Source organism: Streptomyces sp. NPDC102258 (genome assembly GCF_055584685.1).
In genome coordinates, this window is sequence record NZ_JBVJLO010000008.1 from 185,805 (window position 1) to 203,993 (window position 18,189).

The following is an 18,189-nucleotide window of genomic DNA, read 5'->3' on the forward strand; positions in this document are numbered from 1 at the left end:
TTGCGGTGGGCGGCATTTCCCTGTCCCATGACCATGGGGCGGTGTCCGCCGATAGGCTTTTCGGCGCGGCGGACGGCACGAGTGGGCAGCATGAGTGGGCAAGGCGGCTACGAGGGCCGGCCGGCCCGGCGGTCACGGCCGGTCCGGCGAAGAGCACAGGGGCACGGCGATGGGGGCAACGGTGGCGGACGACGGTTTCGACTTCAGGCCCGGGGCACAGATCCCCCTCCAGGGGGGCGGCGGACAGACCGCCGCGACCAACGCGCTCGCCTCCGCCGCGTACCGCGACGGCGGCAAGGACAGCGCGCTGTCCGCCATCCTCGGCGCCAACAGCGAGAACCACCCGGCCTCGGTCAAGGCCCCAAAGATCTCCCTCTTCGAACCCAGCCTCGGCGAGGCCTTCTGCCGGGCCGTCGAGGCCCGCACCCTCGCCCCGGGCCGCAAACCACTCATCCAGTCCTTCGGCGCCGACCCGCAGACCGTCGTCGAACACTGCCTGGCCGCCTCCCACATCCGCCGGGCCCGCGACCGCAGGCTCCGCCTGATCACCCTGGTCTGCGGCGTGCTGTTCCTGCCCGGCCTGCTGGTCTGGCTCGGCCTCTTCCAGCTGCGCAAGTCCCTGGCCAAGGGCGGCGGCAGGAGGTCCGGCTGGATCGGCACCGCCCTGCTCGTCCTGGTCGTCCTGGTGGCGGCCGTCCTGCTCTACCGGGTGGTCAACCGCTCCCAGGGCAGCGGATTCCTGGAGCTCTACCTCCTCGGCTCCCTGATCGCCCCGGCCCTCGGCTGGTACCTGGCCCGCCGGATCTGCGAGAACACCGCCCTCGACCTGCGCTCCCGCTGGGACGGCCTGCTCGGCGGCGGCGCCGTCGCCGCCAAGATCCCCGACGCCGTCCCCGGCAACCCGGACGAGAAGGCCCGCGAGGACCTGCGCCGTCAGCTGGCCAAGCTGACCGCCGAGGACCGCAGCAACTCCGTCTTCTACGCCGGCCCCAAGGGCATCCTCGGCATGGGCACCCGCTGGGGCAGCTGGCAGATGGCCGAGGAGCTGAACCCGAAGAACGACGCCGCCGAGATCCACCCCTTCCGCAGCTGGGACGTCATACGCGCGATCGACGCCCAGCTGCGCAAGCTGGAGCGCGGCCCCCTGCACACCGGCGGTTTCCCGGCCGCCTCGATCCAGCACTGGATCGTCACCCCCGTCGGCGAGGGCGCCGCCGAGGTGGCCCGGCCGACCGGCGAGGACGTCGACACCTTCCTCGTCAAACCGCACGAGATCACCCGCATCTGCAACGAACAGCAGTTCAGCGCCGGGAACCGGCACTACCTCGGCATCCAGTACCCGCTCTGGGACGGCCAGCTCGTCATCACCATGCTGGTCACCGTGACCGTCCTGTACAAGACCCTGCGCGTCGACGTCACCGCCCACGCCCTAGGCCCGGTCCACGGCCTGTTCACCACCAAGTCCAAGACCCCGACGGTCGAGGTCCCCAAGTCCATCCGCTTCTGGGAGACCGTCGAACGCCCGCTGCCGCTGGTCGACGCGAGCGAGGTCGTCCGCCTGGCCGTCCGCGCCCCCCTCACCTGGTACCCGCCGCTGCTGGAGTACTTCGGCGGCAAGCTGGTCCTGCCCGAGCCCTTCGGCCTGCGGCACGTCTGGGCCGGCTCCATGTGGCGCCACCGCTTCATGGCCGACGACGCCCTGCGCACGGTGGCTCCCGTCCTGCGCTCCGTACACGCCGCGACGTTCAAGGTGCTGGAGGAGAACGGCGTGGACACCGACCGCTTCACCAACCGCTCCGCGATCATGAGCGGCATCATCCAGGAGCCGTCCCCGCGCAAGGCGGACGTCTACGACGGCTAGCCGGGGCGCTGAGTAGGCTGGAGTACGAGGGCAGTGGGCCGCGAGCCGAGGAGGCACCGACCGTGACCGAGCGCAAGCCGCCGGGCGTCAGCTTCGAGTCGTTCGTCGACCAGCAGATCCGGGAGGCCGCCGACCGCGGCGAGTTCGACCGGCTGCCCGGCTGGGGCAAGCCGCTGGCCTCGATCGACGCCCCGTACGACGAGCTGTGGTGGGTCAAGCAGAAGCTGCACCGCGAGGGCTTCTCCCCGCTGCCGCCGTCGCTGGCGCTGCGCAAGGAGGCCGAGGACGCCCTGGAGGCGGCCCGGGGGGCCCGTACCGAACGACAGGTGCGGGCCGTGCTCACCGAGGTCAACGAGAAGATCCGCGCCGCCCTGCGCAGGCCCCCGCAGGGCCCGCCGCTGCACCTCACCGAGTTCGACGTGGAGGCCGTCGTCGCCGAATGGCGCGCGGCCGCCGTGCGGCGGCGGACCGGCCGCGGCTAGGCGGCGGACCGGACGTGCCTAGTCGACGGGCCAGGCGTCCGCGAGCATCTGGCGGGTGTCCGCGAGGAGTTGCGGCAGCACCTTGGTGTGACCGACGACCGGCATGAAGTTCGTGTCCCCGCCCCAGCGGGGCACGATGTGCTGGTGCAGGTGCGCGGCGATGCCCGCGCCGGCGGCGGAGCCCTGGTTCATGCCGATGTTGAACCCGTGCGCCCCGGAGGCCTTGCGCAGTGCGGTCATGGCCAGCTTGGTGAGGTCCGCGAGCTCGGCCGTCTCCGGCGCGTCGAGCTCGGTGTAGTCGGCGACGTGCCGGTACGGGACGACCATGAGGTGCCCGCCGTTGTACGGGTACAGATTGAGCACGGCGTAGACGTGCTCGCCGCGCGCCACGATCAGCCCGTCCTGGTCGGACAGCGCCGGAATCCCGCAGAAGGGACAGCCGTCCCCGGCCTCCGGGCCGCTCGGCTTGTTCTCCCCCTGGATGTAGGCCATCCGGTGGGGCGTCCACAGACGCTGGAACGCGTCCTGCGTGCCCACACCGATCTGCTGCTCCGGCTCAGTCGTCATGGGATGCAGCATATGACCTCGCCCGTACGAACGAGGAAGGCCCCCGGGAAGTGAGCACTGTCCCGGGGGCCCGCCGCGTACAGCGGCCGTGGATCAGACCTGGACGCGGTCGGCGACGACCTTCGCCAGCTTGGCCAGGGCCTCGTCCTTGGGGACGCCGTTCTCCTGCGAACCGTCGCGGTAGCGGAAGGAGACGGTGCCCGCGGCCATGTCCTCGTCACCGACGATGATCATGAACGGGACCTTGAGCTTCTGCTGGTTGCGGATCTTCTTCTGCATCCGGTCGGAGGAGGCGTCCACCTCGACCCGCAGTCCCTGCTTCTTCGCCTCGGCGGCGAACTCCTGGAGGTACTCCACGTGCGCGTCGCCGATCGGGATGCCGACCGCCTGGACCGGGGCCAGCCACGGCGGCATCACGCCCGCGTAGTGCTCCAGCAGCACGGCGAAGAACCGCTCGATGGAACCGAACAGCGCACGGTGGATCATGACCGGGCGCTGCTTGCTCCCGTCGGGACCGGTGTACTCCAGGTTGAAGCGCTCCGGCAGGTTGAAGTCGAGCTGCACGGTCGACATCTGCCAGGTCCGGCCGATGGCGTCACGGCACTGGACCGAGATCTTCGGGCCGTAGAACGCGGCGCCGCCCGGGTCCGGGACCAGCGGCAGGCCCTGCTTCTCGGCGACCTGCTGGAGGGTCGCGGTGGCTTCCTCCCAGACCTCGTCGCTGCCGACGAACTTCTCCGGGTCCTTGGTCGACAGCTCCAGGTAGAAGTCGGTCAGACCGTAGTCGCGGAGCAGGTTCAGCACGAAGGTCAGGGTGCGGTCCAGCTCCTCCGCCATCTGCTCCTTGGTGCAGTAGATGTGCGCGTCGTCCTGGGTGAACCCGCGCGAGCGGGTCAGGCCGTGCACCACGCCCGACTTCTCGTACCGGTACACGGTGCCGAACTCGAAGAGCCGCAGCGGCAGTTCGCGGTACGAGCGGCCGCGCGCGTCGAAGATCAGGTTGTGCATCGGGCAGTTCATGGGCTTGAGGTAGTAGTCGGTACCACCGTCGAGCTGCATGGGGGGGTACATGCCCTCCGCGTACCAGTCCAGGTGGCCGCTCTTCTCGAAGAGGGCGCCCTTGGTGGCGTGCGGGGTGTAGACGAACTCGTAGCCCTCTTCCTCGTGCCGCCTGCGCGAGTAGTCCTCCATGACCCGGCGGATGGTGCCGCCGCGCGGGTGGAAGACGGCCAGGCCGGAGCCGATCTCGTCCTGGACGGAGAACAGGTCCAGCTCGACGCCCAGCTTGCGGTGGTCGCGCTTCTCGGCCTCCGCGAGGAAGTCGAGGTGGGCCTTCAGCTCGTCCTTCGACGGCCAGGCGGTGCCGTAGATGCGCTGGAGCATCGGGTTCTTCTCGCTGCCGCGCCAGTAGGCGGCCGCGTTGCGCATCAGCTTGAACGCCGGGATGTTGCGGGTGGTCGGCAGGTGGGGACCGCGGCAGAGGTCCTTCCAGCAGAGGTCGCCGGTCTTCGCGTCCAGGTTGTCGTAGATGGTCAGCTCGCCGCCGCCCACCTCGACGTTCGCCCCGTCGTCGGTCGACGCCGACCCCTTGATGCCGATGAGCTCCAGCTTGTACGGCTCGTCCGCGAGCTCCTCGCGGGCCGCCTCGTCGGTGACCACGCGGCGGGAGAAGCGCTGCCCGCGCTTCTGGATCTCCTGCATCTTCTTCTCGATGGCCTTGAGGTCATCGGGGGTGAAGGGCTTGGCGACGTCGAAGTCGTAGTAGAAGCCGTCGCGGACCGGCGGGCCGATGCCCAGCTTGGCCTCGGGGAAGAGCTCCTGCACGGCCTGCGCCATGACGTGCGCGGTCGAGTGGCGCAGGATGTTCAGGCCGTCCTCGGAGGAGATCTCCACCGGCTCGACGGTCTCGCCGTCCTTCACCTCGTACGCGAGGTCCTTCAGCTCACCCGCGATGCGCGCGGCGACGATGGTGCGCTCGCCGGCGAAGAGCTCCGCCGCCGTAGTGCCCGTGGCCACCACGCGCTCGTCCCGCTCGGAATCGCGTTGGATGATCACACGGACGTCTGACACCGGTCTCTCCTGACTCAGGGGGTGCGCGAGCGAACACTGCGCGCCTGAATCGTACCGAGCCGAGCGGCCGCGCCGCTAAACGGTTACGGGGGCCCCGCCCGCGCTGGCTACCGTGGGCCCCTCGCCCCCGCCCGCGAAGGGACCCCGCCCGTGCCGACCCCGCCCGTGCCCACCCCGCTCGTCCGCCCCCTCGACCTGACCGACGACCGGACCGCCGGGGCCGTGCACCGGATCGGCCGCGCCGCCTACGCGGTGGAGGCGGAGCTGATCGGCTTCGACGGCATCCCCGCCCTCGGCGAGAGCCTGGCGCAGCTGCGGGCGCGCCCGCTGCGCTGGCTGGGCGCCGTGACCGGCACCGGTGTGCTCGCCGGGTTCCTGGCCTGGGAGGAGCCCGCGCCCGGGGAGCCGGTCCGGCTGGACCGGCTGTGCGTGGACCCGGCCTGGTTCCGCCGCGGGATCGCCTCCCTGCTGCTGCGCCACGCGCTGGCGGGGCCGTTCGCGGAGCGCGCCGTCGAGGTCACCACCGGCGCGGCGAACGCCCCCGCGGTGACCCTGTACGAGCGCCTCGGTTTCGTCCGGGGCGCCGACTTCTCCCCCGCCCCGGGCCTGACCATGGCGTCCTTCACCCTCGGCGGGTGCGCGGCCTAGTCGTCGTCCGGCAGCGCCTCGGCCGGGTCGAAGGCCGCGTCGAGGGTCTTCATCAGCCGGTCCCGCTCCACCTCGTCCAGCGGTACGGGCGTCACGTCGGTGGCGTCGGCGAGCCGGCGGAAGCCGCCCCGGCGCTGGAGCCGCCCGCTGAGCCGGACCGGCAGTCCGACCAGGTGGGCGTGGCCGGCGATGCGGTACGCCTCCTCGTCGAGGGCGGCCCGTACGTACGGGACCTCCGCGCCCGCCAGCACCCGCAGCCGGACGGTCCCCCCGCCCCCCGCAGCGGCGCGCCGCATCCGCACCACGGCCCCGGCGATGCGGACGGGGACGGCGGGCTCGTCGCGGGTGTAGCGGGCGGCGGCCTCGCGCAGCACCGGCAGGTCGCCGGGTGAGAACTCGACGGGCTCGGGGCGTGCCGCGCACCCGGCGGGCACCCCGGCCGCCGGCGCCCAGGCCAGCGCGATACGGGCGCCCTCGGAACCCCGTACGAGGGCGATCAGCGCGTCGGCCAGCTCCCGGCTGACCCCGGCGGCGACGGCGGCGTCGAAGGCCTCCATCCCGCCGGTGGCGCGCTGGTAGTCCACCGCCTCCCGGGCGGCGTGCAGGGCGTGGTGGAGCCGGGTGACGATGCCCCGGCCGCCGTCGACGGGGACGTACGCGGTGAGCCGGCGCCCGCCCGGCGCGGGCCCCACCAGCACCCCGTCCAGGACGCGTTCGGCCTGGGCGCGGTGGCGGGCGCCGTAGTACCCGGCGCGGGCGCGCTCGGCGAGGGCTCCGGCGAGCAGCAGCCGGCGGGCCGCCGAGCGCAGCTGCTCCTGCACCGGCCAGGCGGCCTCGCCCTGGTATCCGTACGGGCCCTCGGGGATCTCGCGCTCCCAGCGGATCTCGTCGCTGGGCACGCTCAGCCCGAAGAGCACCTCCCGCGCCGAGGGCAGTCCGCTCTGCGCGAGGGCGGCCAGGGCCTCCTCCAGCAGGTCTGCGCAGTCGGGGAAGGCGCGGTTCTCGGGGACGAGCAGGCTGGTCCCGGTCCGGCCGGGCGGGGTCCAGCGCCCGTACCGGCCCGCCGCGCCGCCGCGCCGCTGCCAGCCGTGCCGGTGCAGCAGGGCGCCGAGGACCCGCGGGTCGACCTGGGCGGGGTCGGGTGCGCCCGGGGTGTACCGCGGGGACGGCAGCGGTTCCAGGTGCGGCGAGTTCCGGTTCATCAGGGTGTCCCTCCCGACCCGACCCGGGTCATGATCTCGCACAGCGCCCGGTCGTCGAAGATCCGCGACGTCGGAATCCGTACGGTGGTCCGGCGCCGGCCGGTCACGGGCTGTCCGGCGAGGTTGGTCCAGTAGCAGCAGTGCCGCAGGTCGAGCCGGTCGTGGCCGGCGCTCAGCCATTCCCCGCGCTCGCGCGGTACGAGCATCACCACGAGGATCTTGTGGACGGCGACCGGGGTGCGCGCCAGCTTCACGAGGTGCTCGTTGTCGAGGGTGAAGCCGAAGCTGGCCCCCGGCGGCCGGGGCGGCACCTGGTAGGTGGCCTTCAACTGCACCTTGAGGGTCACCTCGTCGTCGACGACGTGTTCGGGCGCGCCGTGGCTGACGTGCCAGTCGATGCCGTTGTCCGGGAAGGGCTGGGAGAGCGAGCAGCCGGCCGCGGCGGCGACGGCGTGCAGGTATCCCACCTGGAGCGTCTCCATGCAGGCGGTGGTGGCGAGTGTGCCGCGCAGGGGTCCGGTCCGGGGACCGGGCGGTCCGTGCAGCAACCCGCCCGGTTCGGGCTGTGCGAGCGCCATGGCCGGCTCCCCATGCCTCCGGGCTCTGCGTGAGCGGATGCGGGGTGACGACCGGTCAAGCGTGCGACCCCCCGGGGGAGTTGTCTCCGTACCCGGGGGCCTCCAAACGGCGTACGGGGAGAACGGCCCGGGTATCACCGATTCGGCGAGGTGGCGCGCTCCGCGGCAGTAACGCCCGGGTGCGTCCCATCTGCCGATCGGGGACGAGGAGTTCGCCATGACACGCTGGTACGAGGGCCCGCTGGCCGCATTCGACACGGAGACCACCGGGGTGGACGTCGAGCAGGACCGGATCGTGTCCGCCGCGCTCGTCGTGCAGGAGTGTGCGGGCGGCCGGGTCCGCTCCACCCGCTGGCTGGTCAATCCGGGCATCCCGGTGCCGCCGGGAGCCACGGAGGTGCACGGTCTGACCGACGATCACCTCCAGCGCCACGGCCGCTGGCCGGCGCCGGTGGTGGAGGAGATAGCCCGCTCGCTCGGTGAGCAGCAGCTGGCGGGCCGGCCGGTGGTGGTGATGAACGCGCCGTTCGATCTGACGTTGCTGGACCGGGAGTTGCGCCGGCACCGGGCGTCGACGCTGGCGCGCTATCTGGACAACCGGCCGCTGACGGTGCTGGATCCGCGGGTGCTGGACAAGCACCTGGACCGCTACCGCAAGGGCCGCCGGACGCTGACGGACCTGTGCGCGCACTACGGCATAGAGCTGGAGGACGCGCACGACGCGACGGCGGACGCCATGGCCTCGCTGGAGCTGGTCCGGGCGGTCGGGCGCAGGTTCGCGGCGCGGCTGGAGCGGCTGACGCCGGCGGAGCTGCACGCGCTCCAGGCGGTGTGGCACGCGGCGCAGGCGCGGGGACTCCAGGCCTGGTTCACCCGGCAGGGCACGCCGGAGTCGGTGGATCCGCACTGGCCGTTGCGTCCGGAGGTGTCGCAGGCCGCGTGAGGGGGCGGCGAGGGCGGCGACGGGGCCCGGATATGCGGAAGGCCGGTCCGTCAGCAGACGGACCGGCCTGTCCCGGTGGGCGATACTGGGATCGAACCAGTGACCCCTTCGGTGTGAACGAAGTGCTCTCCCGCTGAGCTAATCGCCCGGGAACGCACTGAACAATACAAGAGGCTCCGGGTCTGTTCAAACCGCTTCCCGCCCGGCCGCCAGCCGGGCCGCGAGGCCGTGGTGTCCGGCCCGCATCATCAGCGTGTGGTTGAGCCGCAGCAGGGGCCGCCCGGCGAGCGAGAGCCGCCGCAGCAGGGGCGCCGTGACCTCGGCTTCCTGCTCGTACACGGCCCGCGTGCCCGGCCGTCCGGCGCCGCGCGCGCGTACCGTCCAGCGCGCCCAGCCCTCCAGGTCCCCGCGCAGCGCCACCTCCAGGACACCTCGGTGGGGGTCGCGGACCAGGTCGACGAGGGTGAGGCGCAGGGCGTACGGGAGGACGGAGCGGATGAGGACGGCGCCGGTGTGCTCGTCGACGGTTTCGGCGCTGCGGACCTGCGGCCACCAGTCGGGGTAGTGCCCGGGGTCCTCCAGCCGGGCGTAGACGAGAGCGGGCGGGGCGTCGAGGTCCCACACGCTGCGGAAGCGGTAGTGCGTCCAGCGCGGCATGTCCCCAGTCTGGCGCGGCGGCGGGGGCGGTGTCCGGCGGTCGGTGAATCCGGTGCGGGGGGCGGGTACTCAGCGCCGATCTGAGTACGCCCGCCCATGCCCTGAGGGGGTGACGGGCGCCACACTCCGGCCATGGACACCTCTCTCCCACCCGCCGAAGAGCTGGCGCTTGTGGACCGCGAGCTGGCTCAACTGGACTCCCGCCGGGCGTATTTGCTGGCCCGTCGGGCGTGGCTGGTGGGGCTGTTGTGGCAGCCCGGCCCGCCGGTCGCGGGGCCCGCGCCGGCGGGGCCGGGCTCCCCAGCGACGCCGGGCGCGCAGCACGTGCTGCTGGCGCTGGGGGCGGTGCTGCTGGCGGTGGCCGCGCTCGCCTTCACCCTGCTGAGCTGGGGCTCGCTGGGCATCGGGGGCCGCTCGGCGGTGCTGGCCGTACTGACCTCGGCGGCGCTGGCGGCGCCCGCTCCGCTGCTCGGGCGCGGGCTGCGGTCGACGGCCGAGGCGGTCGCCGGGCTCGGGCTGCTGCTGACGGTGCTCGACGCGTACGCCCTGCACGCGGTGGGGCTGCCCGGCGCCGACGGCGGGGCGTACGCGGCGTGGGCGGCGGCCTTGCTCGCGGGGCTCTGGGCGGCGTACGGCGCGGCGTTCGGCCGGCTGCGGCTGCCGCCGGCCGCCGCGGTGCTGGCGGCGCAGCTGCCCCTGCCGCTGGCGGCGGCGGTGGCGGGGGCGGGCCCGCTGGGGTTCGGCGGGGCGCTGCTGGCGACGGCCGCGCTGGACGCCGCGGCGGCGGTCCTGGTGTCCCGGCGGGCGGTACGGGTGCCCGCGGGGACGGCGGCGGCCGTACTGGGCGGCTCCGCGTCGGCCGTGGCGCTGGCGGTGTCCCTGGACGCGCCCGGTTCCGCCGGTGCGGCGGGGCTGCTCGCGGCGGCGGCCCTGCTGGGCGTGGCGGTGGCCCGGGTGGCGCCACGGGCCTGGGCGGCGGCCCTGGCGGGGGGCCTGGCCGGGGTGGCGGCGGCCGGGGCGCTGGCGCCGGCCGGGGCGGGCGCCGGGTGGGGGGTCGCGGTGCGGACGGCGGCGGCGCTCGGGCTGCTGGCCGTGGCGGTACGGGGGACGGGCGCTGCGGGCCCGGTGCGCCGGGGCCTGCTGCGGGCCGGGGTGGCGGTGGCCCTCCTGGCGGCGTCGGCGGGCCTGGCGGCGGCGGTCGTGGTGGCGGTGTCCCGGCTCGGGGTGCTGGGCGAGGTGTGGGCCCCCACGGCCCCGCGCCCGGCCGGCTACCTGCCGGGGCCGGCCCTCGCGGTGACCCTGCTGCTGGCGGCCGGGGCGCTGGCGTGCCCGGCCGGGGTGCTGCCGCGCCGGGAGTCCCGGCTGGCGGCGGGGGTGTGCGCCGGGGCCGGGCTGTTCGTGGCGCCGGTGCTGCTGGGGCTGCCGGTGGCGGTGGTGCTCGGGGCGCAGCTGGCGGTGACGGCGGCGGCCGGGGCCGTGGCGCTGCGGGCTTCCACGCGGGCCGTCGCCCTGACGGCCGGGGCCTGCGCCGCCGCCGGGGCGCTGAACGTGGCCCTGGCCGCCCTGGACGGCCGTCTGGCCACCTTCGCGTTGTTCGGGCTGCTGGGCGTCGGCGGCGCGGTGGGGGCCGCTCAGGGGGGCGCCCAGCGGGCGGTACGGGGTGGTGCGGCGGTGCTCGCCGTCGCCTTCGCGGCGGCCACGGCCCTGGCGCTGGCCGCGCTGGCCGGTGCGGCGGCGCCCTGGCAGGGGGTGGCCGTGCTGGCGGTGCCGGCCATCGTGGTGGCGCTCGGGCCCCGGCCGGGGCCGGTACGGGTGCCCGCGGAGGCCGCCGCGGCCGGGGCCGGGCTGGTCGCCGTTAGCCTGGCGGCCGGGGACCCGCCGGTGCTGGCCCTGGTGCTGGCGCTGGCCGGGGCGTGCTGCGCGGCCGCCGCGCTGCGGGCGGACCGGCGGGCGCTGGTGTGGGCCGCGGGGGCGCTGGCCGTGGCGGCGGCGTGGGTGCGGCTCGGCGTGTCGGGGGTGAGCGCCCCGGAGGCGTACACCCTGCCGGTCTCGGCGCTCGCGCTGGCGGCGGGCCTGCTGCGGCGCCGCCGTGATCCGGGGGCTTCGTCCTGGGCCGCGTACGGTCCGGGGCTGGCGGCGACCCTGCTGCCGGGCCTGTGCGCCGCCTGGGCCGACTCCGGCTGGCCGTGCCCGCTGCTGCTGGGCCTGACGGCGCTGGCCCTCACCCTGGCCGGCGCGCGCCGCCGGCTGCGGGCCCCGCTGCTGCTGGGCGGTACGACCCTGGCGGCGGTGGCTCTGCACGAGCTGGCTCCGTACGTGGTCCAGGTGGCCGGGGCGCTGCCGCGCTGGCTGCCGCCGGCGCTGGCGGGCCTGCTGCTGCTCGCGGTGGGGGCGACGTACGAGAGGCGGCTGCGCGACGCCCGCCGGCTGCGGGATGCCCTGGGCCGGCTCCACTGAGGAGCGGAAACGACAAGGGCCCGGAGACTCGCGACGAGTCTCCGGGCCCTTGCTCCGGGTGGGCGATACTGGGTTCGAACCAGTGACCCCTTCGGTGTGAACGAAGTGCTCTCCCACTGAGCTAATCGCCCGGACGCACCGCAAACATTACCGCATGTCAGCGGTGCTCCATGACCATCCCCGGACGGTCACTGGCCCTTCAGGTTCCACGGCAGCGTCATGCCGTACTTCCACAGGTAGATGCCGATCAGCGCGCCCGCGATGACGAGGCCGACGCTGGTCAGGATGATGTTGCGGCGGCGCACCCTCGGGTCGAGCGCCTTCTGCGCGGCCTCGCTCACCTTGCGCCGGGTCCAGCGCAGGACGAGGTGGGCCCAGGCGAACTCGGTGGCCCAGATCGCCAGGCCCGCGAAGATCGCCACCCAGCCCGGACCGGGCAGGACGAGCATGGCGATGCCCGCGGCGATGACGGCCAGGCCGACGACGAAGACGCCGACCTGCCAGCTCAGGTGCAGGCTGCGGTTGGCCTTGATGAAGGCGGGCGCCTTGGAGACGTGCGGCTTCTCTTCGGCGGCCGGTGCGCTGGTGGCGGACTCGTCGGTCCCGCGGTCACTCCCCGTATCCATGGGCTCGAATCTACCGGAGCCGGAAGCACACGTGAATGCCGGTTTGGATCCGCCGTCCGAGGGACCCAGAGGTCCGCAAAACGGTCAGAGGGGTTTACAACGGCACCGTAGGTGGCATGTCGATTTCGCCGACGTGCGAATCCCCGAGCGCACACTGAGCGAAAGGCCCTGGCGCTTATGAACACCACGGTCAGCTGCGAGCTGCACCTGCGCCTCGTTGTGTCGAGCGAGTCCTCACTGCCTGTTCCCGCGGGCCTGCGGTATGACACGGCCGACCCCTACGCCGTGCACGCCACCTTCCACACCGGCGCCGAGGAGACGGTCGAATGGGTATTCGCCCGCGACCTCCTCGCGGAGGGCCTCCACCGGCCCACCGGTACCGGCGACGTCCGCGTCTGGCCGTCCCGCAGCCACGGTCAGGGCGTCGTGTGCATCGCCCTGAGCTCACCGGAGGGAGAAGCGCTGCTCGAAGCACCCGCGCGAGCACTCGAATCGTTCCTCAAGCGGACGGACGCCGCGGTCCCACCCGGGACCGAACACCGGCACTTCGACCTCGACAAGGAGCTCTCCCACATCCTGGCCGAAAGCTGAGCCAGCTCCGACAAGTGCCCCACCGCCCGACACCGTCCGACTCGGGGCGACGGTGTGGGGCGGACAACCACATACGGCAGTGCCGGCGCTGTTCCCGCGGGACCCACCCGCGAGGACGGCGCCGGTCTGCTGGGCCGCCCCGCACGGGGCAGCCGCTAGAGTCGGCCCCCAGCGACGGCGGCGGTCCGCCGCCGCAAGGCCGGCCTCCGAGGAGCGACCCCGTGCAGATCCCCCACGACACCCGTCGCGCGCTCGACGTCGTCGTCGCGCTGGTGAACACCGCGGCCGAGCCGGACCGGCCGGACGGCCTGGCGGACCTCGGGGCGCTGCGCGGCTTCGTACGGGACCACGCGATCAGCGACGTCGGCGTGCTCGGCGCCCGCGACCTGGCGGGTGTGCGGACCGTGCGCGGGAAGTTCGCGCGGGTCTTCTCGGCGCCGGACTCCCGTGCGGCGGCCGTACTGATCAACGAGCTGGTCGCCACGGCCGGCACGACGCCGCGGCTCACCGACCACGACGGCTACGACTGGCACGTGCACTACTTCGCGCCGGGCGCCTCGGTGGGCGACCACCTGGCGGCGGACGGCGGCATGGCGCTGGCCTTCATCGTGGTCTCCGGCGAGCAGGAGCGGCTGCGCCGCTGTGAGGCCCCGGACTGCCGACGGGCCTTCGTCGACCTTTCCCGGAACCGTTCCCGGCGCTACTGCGACAGCCGGACCTGCGGGAACCGGCTGCACGTGGCCGCGTACCGGGCCCGGCGCAAGGAGGCCGACGCCTCGGAGCAGGTGCCGCAGGGCGGATAGCCCCTGCGAGCGGGCAGCGGCCTCAGAGCAGGTAGAGGTCGTGCACGGCGGCGAGCAGCAGGAGCGTCCCGATCACCGCCAGGAAGATCATCAGGGGTGGCTGGGACAGGGCGAACAGGCAGCCGCGCCCCTCCGGGGAGAGCGGGGCCTGGGCGAGGGGGACCTCGGCGCCGGGGGCGGGAGCCTGCGGCTCGTCCTGCGATGTGTCGAGCATGTCGGGCCGATGATCGCGCAGCGCGCACCCCCTCGGCCCCCAACACGCCATGACCGGCGGGGTAGTTCGTCCCGCTCTCCTCACTTCAGGTGGTTTGCGGCGGCTTCTCCCCCGCGAACGGCCCGCCGTCCGCTACGGAGCGCGCGGGGCGGCCCCGTCAGATGCCGCGCTTCTTCAGGATCGCCTCGATGTCGGAGAAGTCGTCCGCCGGGGGCGCGGAGGGCGCCGGGGCGGTGCTCCGGCCGGATCCTGCGCCGAGCGAGGGGGCGGAGGCGGTGGGGGCCACGGCCTCGCGCGCCCGGCCGCCGCGGGCCGCCTTCGGGGGCTTCGGCTCCTTGCCGAGGGCCCGGCGCTCCACGGCCCGGGTGGTCGCGAAGAGCAGCCAGGCGAGACCCAGCAGACCGACGCCGAGCCAGACGGACGGCTTGAAGACCACCCCGGACAGCCACTCCACGACGCCGGTCAGCACCAGGCCCACCGGCACCAGCGCGTATGCCGCGATCCGGGTGGCGGCCAGGAACCGCCTGCGGTACGCGGTCACGGCGGCGATGCCCAGGCCCGCCGCGGACACCGCGGAACATATGGTCTCGGCAAGCATGCGGGCCTCCGGCTCTGGACGGACACGGACGGGCGTTCTGTCCCTTCCATCCTGCACCGGCCGGTGCCACCCGGGCCATGTGCCGGGCCCGGCCCGCGCCGATCTCCGGGACATCTCGGGGTCGGTCTCCTCCCCCGGGGGGTCTGGGAGACTGTCCGTATGACCGATTCCGTGATCCTCGACGTCTGGTGCGAACTCCAGTGCCCGGACTGCCACAGCGCGCTGGACGACGTACGCGCCCTGCGGGCCCGCTACGGCGACCGGCTGGACATCCGGCTGCGGCACTTCCCGCTGGACAAGCACAAGCACGCCTTCGCCGCCGCGCAGGCCGCCGAGGAGGCGGCCGAGCAGGGGCAGGCCTGGCCGTACGCGGAGGCCGTCCTGGCCCGTACCGCCGAACTCGGTGAGCGCGGCGAGGCCGTCCTGCTGGACGTGGCGCGCGAACTGGGCCTGGACGTCGAGGAGTTCGACACCGCCCTGATCGACGGCCGGCACATCCTGATCGTCGACGCCGACCAGGCCGAGGGCAAGGCCATCGGCGTGACCGGCACCCCGACCTATGTGATCGACGGCGAGCGCCTCGACGGCGGCAAGAGCCAGGCGGGCCTGCGCGCTCGCATCGAGGAGATCGCCGACCGGCTGCTCGGAGCCTGACCGGGCCGCTGCGCGACAGGTCTGGCTCAGGTCCTAGATCAGGTCCTTGGCACAGTGCAGGTCCGTCGTGAGGTAGCCGAGGGACTCGTAGAGCCGCAGGGCCGGGGTGTTGCCGGTGAAGACGTGCAGGCCCAGCCGGCGGTGCCCGGCGGCGAGGGCCGCGCGCTCGGCGAGCAGCATCAGGTTCCGCCCGTGGCCGTGGCCGCGGTGCTCCTCGTCGACCTCGACGTCGAAGACGAAGGCCTCCCCGGGTCCCCGCGTCGCGAGCCACACCCGGCCGACCGGGATCCCGCCCGCCTCCAGCACGAGGAGGGCCGTCCCGGGCGTGGCCGGTCCTTCGGGGAGCCGGCGCGCGTGGTCGGCCCGGGACTTGGCGCGCGCGGCCTCGGGCGCCATGCCCCGGGCGGTCCAGCTGCGCTCGTACGTGAGGACGGCGCGGGCCAGCCACACCTCGTACTCGGCCGGGCTCATGGGGCGGCCGACGGCGTCGCCGGCGAGGGCGGGCGGCCCGTCCGGGAGGTCCTTGGCCATGGTGCGGCTGTGCTCGGTGTACCCGAGGGCCGCGGCGAGGCGCCGGGCGCCCGCCGGGTCCGCCGGGACCGAGATCCGTACCCGGACGCAGCCCCAGCCGCGCAGCACCTCCTCGGCGGCGAGCGCCGCGACCGTGGCGCGGCCGCGGCGGCGGTCCTTCTCGTCGATGACCAGGTCGCGGATCTCCCCCACCGTCGGCCCGAAGGGCGTGTCGGCGGCGATCAGCAGCGCGCCGACGCGCCTGCTGTTGACGCGGACCTCGTAGGGGCGCGAGCGGGCGCCGTCGTCGTTCTGCCGGAGCGGTCCGGAGGGCCGCAGGGTGGTGGTCATCCGTCGATTTCTACCCGCCGCGCGACGCCGTGGCTACGGGGTGCGGCCTACGGGTCGAGGTCCGAGCCGGCGCGTTCGTCGAAGACGCGCATCGCCTTGGCGGTGACGGGGCCGGGGGCGGCGGTGAGGGTGCGGCCGTCGATCCGGTGCACGGCCTGGACGTCGCGCAGCGTGGAGGTGAGGAAGACCTCCTCGGCGTGCTCCAGCGCGTCCAGGGGCAGGTCGGTCTCCTTGGCGCCGGTCCATTCGACGGCCAGGGCGCGGGTGATGCCGGCGAGGCAGCCGGAGGCCACGGGCGGGGTGTGCAGTTCCCCGTCGAGGACGACGAAGACGTTGGAGCCGGTGCCCTCGCAGAGCCGGCCGACGGTGTTGGCGAAGAGGGCCTCGGAGGCCCCGGCGGCGTGCGCCCGGGCCAGCGCGACCACGTTCTCGGCGTACGAGGTGGTCTTCAGGCCGGTGAGCGCGGAGCGTTCGTTGCGCACCCAGGGAACGGTGATCACCGCGGTGGTGTCGGGCCGGCGGGCGGTCTCGCCGAGGGCGACGGTGAGGGTGGGTCCGGAATCGCCGCGGTCGGAGCCGAGCGGGGACGTCCCTCCGGTGTAGGTGATCCGCAGCCGGCCCAGCGGCACCGGGTTGGCTTCGAGTACGGCGGCGCAGGCGTGGCGCACCTCGTCGAGGTCGGGGTCGGGCAGGCCGAGCCCGCGGGCGGAGCGGGTGAGCCGGTCCAGGTGGCGGGTGAGCGCGAAGAGGGTCCCGTCCTGGGCCTTGAGCGTCTCGAAGACCCCGTCCCCCACGGTGAGACCGTGATCGAGTACGGACACCTTCGCGTCGTCGGCGTCCCGCAGCGTTCCGTCGAGCCAGATCCTCACCGTACGGTTCCTCCACTCAGGTCGCGGGCCCCGTGCGGGCCCGGTGTTCCGTCCCCTGACGCTAGCGCGACCAGCCGGGCGGCCTTCAGCTCGGTCTCCGCCCATTCCCCGTCCGGGTCGGAACCCCAGGTGATCCCGGCGCCGGTGCCGAAGCACAGGCGGGGGCCGCCGGGGGCCTCGCGGTCGATCCAGAAGGTGCGGATGCCGACGGCGAGGGCGGCGGTGCCCCGGTCGGCGTCGACCCAGCCGATGCCCCCGCAGTAGGGGCCGCGGGGGGCGGTCTCCAGCTCCTCGATGATCCGCAGGGCGGAGGATTTGGGGGCGCCGGTGACGGAGCCGGGCGGGAAGGTGGCGGCGAGCAGGCCGGGCCAGCCGGCGCCCTCGGCGAGTTCGCCGCTGACGGTGGAGACCAGGTGGACGAGGCCGGGGTGCTCCTCGACGGCGCACAGCGCGGGGACGGCGACGGAGCCGGTGGCGCAGACCCGGCCCAGGTCGTTGCGCACCAGGTCCACGATCATCACGTTCTCGGCGTGGTCCTTGGGCAGCAGGCCGGCCACGGTGCGGGCGGTGCCCTTGATCGGGCCGGACTCGACGTGGCGGCCGGAGCGGCTCAGGAAGAGCTCGGGGGAGGCGGTGGCGACCTCGACGCCGTGGGCCGGGAGCCGAATCGTTCCTGCGTAGGGGGCCGGGTTGCCGCGCGCGAGCAGGGCGGTGAGGGCGTCGACATCGGCCCGGGCCGGGTCGGGCAGCGGCGCGGACATCACCCGGCAGAGGTTGACCTGGTAGACCTCCCCCGCCGCGATGTACGCACGGATCCGCCGCACGCCCGCGACGTACGCGGAGCGGTCGAGCGAGGAGGACCACTGGCCGGCGACGGGACCCCGCCAGGCACCGGGGACCGGCGCGGGGACGGGGTCGGGGCGTATGTCCCCGAAGCGCGCGCAGAGCAGTCGTCCGTCGAAATCCGCGGTCACGGCCCAGAACCCGGTGGAGTCCAGAGCCGCGGGGTCGGAGGTCACGTCACGCAGGTCGGTCGCGAGGAGGCCGCCGAAGCGGGCCAGGGGAGGCAGGTCATGCACGGCTGCGAGTCTATGACCGGTGACGTGATGACGCCGGTGAGGTGGCCGAGGGGTGACCGGCGGTGATCGGGCGGCAGCACGCTGCGGAAACGCGTTTTTGAGCTGGCCCGGGAATCCGCTAGAGTTCAACACGTCGCCAGGGAGCGAAGGGGCCACACCCCGGAGCGCACACGGTGACCTGCGGACGTAGCTCAGTTGGTAGAGCACCACCTTGCCAAGGTGGATGTCGCGAGTTCGAGTCTCGTCGTCCGCTCGACGTGGGGGATTTCTTCCCGAAGACCCCCGCAGCTCCATGGTGGAGTGGCCGAGAGGCGAGGCAACGGCCTGCAAAGCCGTCTACACGGGTTCAAATCCCGTCTCCACCTCCAAGGACGATTAGCTCAGCGGGAGAGCGCTTCCCTGACACGGAAGAGGTCACTGGTTCAATCA

Annotated in this window: 19 protein-coding genes and 4 tRNA genes; 10 read left to right on the top strand and 13 right to left on the bottom strand. The window is 74.0% G+C overall.

What is annotated here, in order from left to right; all coding sequences use genetic code 11:
- The first annotated feature begins 181 nt into the window (after positions 1-181).
- A complete protein-coding gene (locus tag ACZ6ZT_RS16190; protein WP_469719803.1) occupies positions 182-1,861 on the top strand; it encodes a hypothetical protein in 1,680 nt (559 codons plus the stop codon).
- Positions 1,862-1,923: 62 nt separating this feature from the next.
- Positions 1,924-2,343: a DnaJ family domain-containing protein gene (locus ACZ6ZT_RS16195; protein WP_469719804.1), complete on the top strand. Its 420-nt coding sequence runs from the start codon at positions 1,924-1,926 to the stop codon at positions 2,341-2,343.
- 18 nt (positions 2,344-2,361) lie between these two features.
- Here ACZ6ZT_RS16195 and ACZ6ZT_RS16200 read toward each other — a convergent pair whose 3' ends face one another.
- The gene (locus ACZ6ZT_RS16200) at positions 2,362-2,922 is read right to left on the bottom strand and encodes an HIT family protein (RefSeq protein ID WP_469719805.1); all 561 of its coding nucleotides are present in this window, start codon (positions 2,920-2,922) and stop codon (positions 2,362-2,364) included.
- Between the two features lie 81 nt (positions 2,923-3,003).
- Positions 3,004-4,980 carry a threonine--tRNA ligase gene (gene thrS / locus ACZ6ZT_RS16205; RefSeq protein ID WP_469719806.1) on the bottom strand — a complete coding sequence of 659 codons (1,977 nt, stop codon included), beginning with the start codon at positions 4,978-4,980 and terminating at the stop codon, positions 3,004-3,006.
- A gap of 150 nt (positions 4,981-5,130) precedes the next feature.
- On the opposite strand from thrS, the gene ACZ6ZT_RS16210 reads away from it, so the two are divergent.
- The gene (locus ACZ6ZT_RS16210) at positions 5,131-5,628 is read left to right on the top strand and encodes a GNAT family N-acetyltransferase (protein WP_469719807.1); all 498 of its coding nucleotides are present in this window, start codon (positions 5,131-5,133) and stop codon (positions 5,626-5,628) included.
- On the opposite strand, the gene ACZ6ZT_RS16215 is transcribed toward ACZ6ZT_RS16210, so the two are convergent.
- A complete protein-coding gene (locus ACZ6ZT_RS16215) occupies positions 5,625-6,830 on the bottom strand; it encodes a hypothetical protein (RefSeq protein WP_469719808.1) in 1,206 nt (401 codons plus the stop codon). The genes ACZ6ZT_RS16210 and ACZ6ZT_RS16215 overlap by 4 nt on opposite strands.
- Positions 6,830-7,408, bottom strand: coding sequence for a DUF4365 domain-containing protein (locus tag ACZ6ZT_RS16220; protein ID WP_469719809.1), 579 nt, complete (start codon positions 7,406-7,408; stop codon positions 6,830-6,832). Before ACZ6ZT_RS16220 ends, ACZ6ZT_RS16215 begins: the two co-directional genes overlap by 1 nt.
- Positions 7,409-7,625: 217 nt before the next feature.
- On the opposite strand from ACZ6ZT_RS16220, the gene ACZ6ZT_RS16225 reads away from it, so the two are divergent.
- Positions 7,626-8,351, top strand: a complete 726-nt coding sequence (locus ACZ6ZT_RS16225; protein ID WP_469719810.1) for an exonuclease domain-containing protein — start codon at positions 7,626-7,628, stop codon at positions 8,349-8,351.
- A 76-nt stretch (positions 8,352-8,427) separates the two neighbouring features.
- Here ACZ6ZT_RS16225 and ACZ6ZT_RS16230 read toward each other — a convergent pair.
- Both ACZ6ZT_RS16230 and ACZ6ZT_RS16235 read right to left on the bottom strand, forming a co-directional pair.
- Positions 8,428-8,499, bottom strand: a tRNA-Val gene (locus ACZ6ZT_RS16230).
- Between the two features lie 38 nt (positions 8,500-8,537).
- Positions 8,538-9,008, bottom strand: a complete 471-nt coding sequence (locus ACZ6ZT_RS16235; RefSeq protein WP_469719811.1) for an SRPBCC family protein — start codon at positions 9,006-9,008, stop codon at positions 8,538-8,540.
- 132 nt (positions 9,009-9,140) lie between these two features.
- On the opposite strand from ACZ6ZT_RS16235, the gene ACZ6ZT_RS16240 reads away from it, so the two are divergent.
- Positions 9,141-11,465, top strand: a complete 2,325-nt coding sequence (locus ACZ6ZT_RS16240; RefSeq protein ID WP_469719812.1) for an SCO7613 C-terminal domain-containing membrane protein — start codon at positions 9,141-9,143, stop codon at positions 11,463-11,465.
- 59 nt (positions 11,466-11,524) lie between these two features.
- Here ACZ6ZT_RS16240 and ACZ6ZT_RS16245 read toward each other — a convergent pair.
- Both ACZ6ZT_RS16245 and ACZ6ZT_RS16250 read right to left on the bottom strand, forming a co-directional pair.
- Positions 11,525-11,596: transfer RNA gene (locus tag ACZ6ZT_RS16245), tRNA-Val, on the bottom strand.
- A gap of 57 nt (positions 11,597-11,653) precedes the next feature.
- Complete coding sequence (locus ACZ6ZT_RS16250; protein WP_469719813.1) at positions 11,654-12,091, bottom strand: TIGR02611 family protein; 438 nt, start codon at positions 12,089-12,091, stop codon at positions 11,654-11,656.
- Positions 12,092-12,268: 177 nt separating this feature from the next.
- Here ACZ6ZT_RS16250 and ACZ6ZT_RS16255 point away from each other — a divergent pair, with 177 nt between their 5' ends.
- Positions 12,269-12,682: an SsgA family sporulation/cell division regulator gene (locus ACZ6ZT_RS16255; protein ID WP_030011909.1), complete on the top strand. Its 414-nt coding sequence runs from the start codon at positions 12,269-12,271 to the stop codon at positions 12,680-12,682.
- Between the two features lie 221 nt (positions 12,683-12,903).
- Positions 12,904-13,485: a CGNR zinc finger domain-containing protein gene (locus ACZ6ZT_RS16260; protein WP_469719814.1), complete on the top strand. Its 582-nt coding sequence runs from the start codon at positions 12,904-12,906 to the stop codon at positions 13,483-13,485.
- A 22-nt stretch (positions 13,486-13,507) separates the two neighbouring features.
- Here the strand turns inward: ACZ6ZT_RS16260 and ACZ6ZT_RS16265 are convergent, their stop codons facing one another.
- Both ACZ6ZT_RS16265 and ACZ6ZT_RS16270 read right to left on the bottom strand, forming a co-directional pair.
- Entirely contained in the window at positions 13,508-13,699 is a 192-nt protein-coding gene (locus ACZ6ZT_RS16265) for a hypothetical protein (protein WP_469719815.1), read from the bottom strand.
- 157 nt (positions 13,700-13,856) lie between these two features.
- Positions 13,857-14,297 (bottom strand): hypothetical protein, encoded by a 441-nt coding sequence (locus ACZ6ZT_RS16270; RefSeq protein WP_469719816.1) that lies wholly within the window; start codon positions 14,295-14,297, stop codon positions 13,857-13,859.
- Between the two features lie 159 nt (positions 14,298-14,456).
- Between ACZ6ZT_RS16270 and ACZ6ZT_RS16275 the strand changes: the two genes are divergently transcribed.
- The gene (locus ACZ6ZT_RS16275) at positions 14,457-14,951 is read left to right on the top strand and encodes a DsbA family protein (RefSeq protein WP_469719817.1); all 495 of its coding nucleotides are present in this window, start codon (positions 14,457-14,459) and stop codon (positions 14,949-14,951) included.
- 33 nt (positions 14,952-14,984) lie between these two features.
- Here the strand turns inward: ACZ6ZT_RS16275 and ACZ6ZT_RS16280 are convergent, their stop codons facing one another.
- Genes ACZ6ZT_RS16280 through ACZ6ZT_RS16290 form a run of 3 tightly spaced genes read right to left on the bottom strand, consistent with a single transcriptional unit; the run spans position 14,985 to position 17,760 of the window.
- Entirely contained in the window at positions 14,985-15,812 is an 828-nt protein-coding gene (locus tag ACZ6ZT_RS16280) for a GNAT family N-acetyltransferase (protein ID WP_469719818.1), read from the bottom strand.
- A 47-nt stretch (positions 15,813-15,859) separates the two neighbouring features.
- Entirely contained in the window at positions 15,860-16,681 is an 822-nt protein-coding gene (locus tag ACZ6ZT_RS16285) for an aminotransferase class IV (RefSeq protein WP_469719819.1), read from the bottom strand.
- Positions 16,678-17,760, bottom strand: coding sequence for a chorismate-binding protein (locus ACZ6ZT_RS16290; RefSeq protein ID WP_469719820.1), 1,083 nt, complete (start codon positions 17,758-17,760; stop codon positions 16,678-16,680). Before ACZ6ZT_RS16290 ends, ACZ6ZT_RS16285 begins: the two co-directional genes overlap by 4 nt.
- Before the next feature lie 180 nt (positions 17,761-17,940).
- Here ACZ6ZT_RS16290 and ACZ6ZT_RS16295 point away from each other — a divergent pair.
- Together ACZ6ZT_RS16295 and ACZ6ZT_RS16300 are read left to right on the top strand one after the other, a co-directional pair.
- Positions 17,941-18,013 (top strand) — tRNA-Gly (locus ACZ6ZT_RS16295).
- Between the two features lie 41 nt (positions 18,014-18,054).
- A tRNA-Cys gene (locus tag ACZ6ZT_RS16300) sits at positions 18,055-18,128 on the top strand.
- The last annotated feature ends 61 nt before the right edge of the window (positions 18,129-18,189 follow it).